The organism is Snodgrassella sp. ESL0253, assembly GCF_013344965.1.
GTDB classification, from domain to species: domain Bacteria; phylum Pseudomonadota; class Gammaproteobacteria; order Burkholderiales; family Neisseriaceae; genus Snodgrassella; species Snodgrassella alvi_B.
On record NZ_JAAEDQ010000023.1, the window covers coordinates 1 to 3,982 of the forward strand.

At 35.2% G+C, this 3,982-nt stretch carries 5 protein-coding genes; all 5 read right to left on the reverse strand.

Going from position 1 to position 3,982, the window contains the following annotated elements:
* A partial coding sequence (locus tag GYX26_RS11785; protein WP_174829294.1) for a hemagglutinin repeat-containing protein occupies window positions 1-337 on the reverse strand: 337 nt, incomplete at its 3' end.
* 153 nt (window positions 338-490) lie between these two features.
* Window positions 491-976, reverse strand: coding sequence for a DUF2247 family protein (locus GYX26_RS11080; protein ID WP_174829295.1), 486 nt, complete (start codon window positions 974-976; stop codon window positions 491-493).
* Window positions 977-1,271: 295 nt separating this feature from the next.
* Window positions 1,272-1,955 (reverse strand): hypothetical protein, encoded by a 684-nt coding sequence (locus GYX26_RS11085; RefSeq protein ID WP_174829296.1) that lies wholly within the window; start codon window positions 1,953-1,955, stop codon window positions 1,272-1,274.
* Between the two features lie 398 nt (window positions 1,956-2,353).
* Complete coding sequence (locus GYX26_RS11090; protein ID WP_174829293.1) at window positions 2,354-2,824, reverse strand: hypothetical protein; 471 nt, start codon at window positions 2,822-2,824, stop codon at window positions 2,354-2,356.
* 8 nt (window positions 2,825-2,832) lie between these two features.
* The gene (locus GYX26_RS11095; RefSeq protein ID WP_174829297.1) at window positions 2,833-3,720 is read right to left on the reverse strand and encodes a hypothetical protein; all 888 of its coding nucleotides are present in this window, start codon (window positions 3,718-3,720) and stop codon (window positions 2,833-2,835) included.
* Window positions 3,721-3,982 lie beyond the last annotated feature (262 nt).

Consider the following 3,982-nt stretch of genomic DNA (forward strand, 5'->3'; position numbering starts at 1 on the left):
CGGCGCCGATGGGGGAAGACCATTTGCGCGTGTCGAGGTTGAAGCCGCTGCTTTTGCTGGTGGCGCTTTGGTTATGGCTGTCGCGGGCAAAGCTGAGGTTGATGTTGTCTTTGGCATGCAGGAGGGCGTTGCCTTCGGCTGTGAGGCGCGCGCCTTCGCTGTTGATGCTGCCATCGGTGGCGATGATGTTGAGGTTGCCGCCGGCGCTGGCCTGGGTGGTAACGCTCTGGCTGGTATGCGTATCCTGGGTTTGATGGCTACGCTGGTGGTTCAGGGTGGCTACGATTGGGGTGCTGGCTGCCTGATAGGCGCTGGATGCGGCTTCGCCTGCCTGCATGCTGCGACCTAATACGGGGCGAGGGCGTTGGTAGCCGCTTGCAGGTTGGTCTGGCAGCCGTGGTTGACACCATTGAAGATAGTGATGTCTTTTGCGATGATGTTGAGAATGTAGGATTCCACCATGTTAGATCTGGAACCCTTTAATTCAATTTTACTTAGTAAAGGTTGATCCCTTGTTAATTAAATAATTTTCCCAGTTTGAATATAATCGATTAATATTTTCATCATTAGTATGCTTACTTGGATCATAATCATCACTAACAGGCATATATCTTACAAAAGATTCTATTTCCTCAGGATAATCAAAATTTTCATAAATTTCCTCAACCCTTCCTAAAGGATCATCCAATTCTTTTTGCTTATTAAATAGATCTAATAGAATGATATATAACCATTTTTCAGTACTATAGCAATGATCAACTTTAACTATCTTTTTTAATAAGCTTTCTATATTAAAAATGGTTGTTTCGTTTATCATCGATAGCTCAATTATAGATTCATCATAATTTGACTCATTAGTCACTTTATCATTTGCATAATTGACTACTTCTTGCCACTCTAAAAAATGATGCTCATAGCCCCATAATACATCCTGCCAATTAAGGCTAACATTGTTTTTTGTTATATTATTACTCATAATCTTACCTACTATTTTTGTGCTCTTTGATTAGGTTTTCCATTAACAGTACCACTAGAAATAAATCTTTGATGAGTAACAGTTCCCTTAGGATCTATAATGTATTCATAGATTCCAGTCTTACCGTTTAAAGAACCTTTTATTTGTAATAATGTTCGTTCAACACCGTCTCCACTTACTAATAGGTATACTTTTCCAGCCTCTAATTGTTCTTTAGATAAGAAGCAGCTGCACGATGAGATGGATCTGGTTTTAAATCATTTCCTGTAGGGCTATATGCGCTTAAAAAATGATATTACTGAAATGCAGGTAAGTCTTTCATTGGTTCAGGTAATGGCAAAAGTCTAAGCATTTTTTCTCTATTCAAACCAAATGCTTTAAAAAAATTTTTATCATCTGTAGGAGTTCTAAATATTACACTTTTACCTATTTTTGGATAATCCTTAAATATTTGCCATTGATCACAAAACTGGTTTTTATAATCAGGAATACACTTTTTTACTCCAAACATATCTATTTCTTCCCACTTACCTCTCCCACTTAATCCATGAGTCATTTCATCATCCCATGCACCTGAAACAAATTTTCCTGATTGAAATTTAAAAAGGTAAAAATCCTTATCATTTTGACTATTTTTTTGTTTAAAAAAAAAGGATAAAGTATCTAAATCATAATTTTTAAAAGTCAAAATGATTATATTATTATGATTTGGTTGCATACTATATACTGTATCCAAATGCCCCATATCATCAAAAATATATTTTTTACTTTGATATATTAGTATATTATTTGCACGTTTTTTATCTGATTTCAATAAATAGTCATATCCTTTTTCAAGAGGATCAGTGCTAACTTTTATTTTTTTAATTAATACATTATTATTTTCCAAGTTGGCAATTAATTGTGGATGTAACCTTTCGGCATAAACAAAATTACATATAAATAAAAAAATTATTGTCATATTAATTGTTTTGACCATAAAGATATTCCTCACTTAAATTTAAATTCTGTTTTAAGAATTTTTGTCTGATATATATCAGTATACATAATAAGCTGTCGGTTGTGATGTAGTAGCCGTTGTTGCCGGCAAAGAGGCCGGATTGTTGGTTGACGGCGTTAAAGCGGATGTTGACACCGCTCTGGCTTATGCAGTACTTAATTTCTATATAAAATTACCCAGCACTATAACTTAAAATATAGAACTGGGTAATTGACAATTACTCTAATTATTTTTTATGTACTGCGGTTTATCAAATTTTCAACCCATTCTTTAGCCTTTCCAGAACCAATTAGTATTTGAGCAGAAGTTTCCCATGCAATAAGAAAATCAAAATCCATATTCGTTATGTAATATTCAAATATTATTTATGATTTTAGTTAACATATGATTTCGTAAAGAGTGTCTGGAGGTCCCTGATATTCTTCAAAATCTGTATGAATTACTTCCCTCATTTCAGAGAAATTTATTTTTTTAATAGTTTCTATTTGGTTGCATTCGGTCATAGATACAACCATTTTTGATGCATTAGTAATTTTAATCATGTCAATCAATGTATCAATAAGTATATTTAGACGCTCTTTAGGATTAGCAGGAAATCCTATATCCGCTGTATCTGGATCATATTCATTATAATCTATTAAATAGGTAGCATTAACTGAATTAGAACCATCAGCAATATCAAATATAAATGCATATTGATTTGGAATTAAATCAGCAGGGTAGTTAAATAATTTATTTTTTTCTATTTTTTGAATCTTTAGAGAATTTGCTCCTATATAATTTTTCAGTTGACCTGCATAATCTTTATTTAGATCTGGTAACAAATACCCATATACATCATTTGACATAGTAATTCCTATTTCTTGTCTACAATCCACGGACCAACTGGCTTACCATTTGCATCTAATTTTCTATAAAAGTGCTTATCTACGTAACCCCTTTCATTATAGGTGATTTTATGTTCATGAGGAGGAACCTTCCCATTAGAGTCATATCCTAATTGACCATGAGTTTTTTGTTGCCCATAATCTTCACGTGAAAATGTTCTGCCTTTATCATCATAATAAGTAACACTTCTAGAACCATCAGCCCTCGATACTTCATAAATTGAGTTTGGCGTCGAGGTTTTTGGGGCTTTTCCTGACCGTACAATAGTATGTTCACCTGCTGCTTTATTAGTGGCTGGATTAACTATTGGTTTATTTTCATTGGCTTTTAAATTGGTTTTATCTGTCAGCTCATTACCACTCTTATTTCCTTTCTCCGCACCTTCCACCTTACCTTTTCCACCGCTCTGTGTCGCCCCACGCGATTCGCTGGCTGTACTCAGATGCCCATCATTTTTTATTACCTGTCCATTTGCTGTTACAAGACTTCCGGCTTTATTGTTGTATCGGGTTGTAATTGCCTTTATTTCATTAATCGATAATGCCTTGCCTCGTTTTAATGCAATTACATTGATTACTGATTTTAAGCTCAAACCCGAATTATAAAGCGCATCTACCTGTTCTCCAATCTGGGCATATGAACCGAAATATTGACCTGCTATCTGGTAGCTTGATGCTATCGCTTCTATCTGTTTGTCTGGAACGCCTGCTTTTTTCATCTTTTGGATGGCGTTTGAGAGTCTTATCTCTTCAAATTCGGGCGTCTTTATTTTTCCTGATGGTGTCCATTTGTTAACTTCCTTATTGAATATAGGAGTATCCCATCCATGCTGGCTTTCTCCAGCACCCTGCATCATTTTGCTACCATAGCTTGTTAACAGTATCATTGATTCTTCGGTTGATAGCTGCCCACTTCTATACAGCTCTAGTATGATTTGTGATGCCTGTTTAGATGCTTGCTCATAATCAGCTAATACTTGCTTTTTACACTGTTTGTAACTATCCCCTAAAATAGTACAGTCCCAAAGTAGAAAATTCTCTTCATTAACCCACAGAGGATTTAAACATGAAAAAGATGACTGAACATCAGATCGTATCTATTTTAAAAGAAGCTGAAGC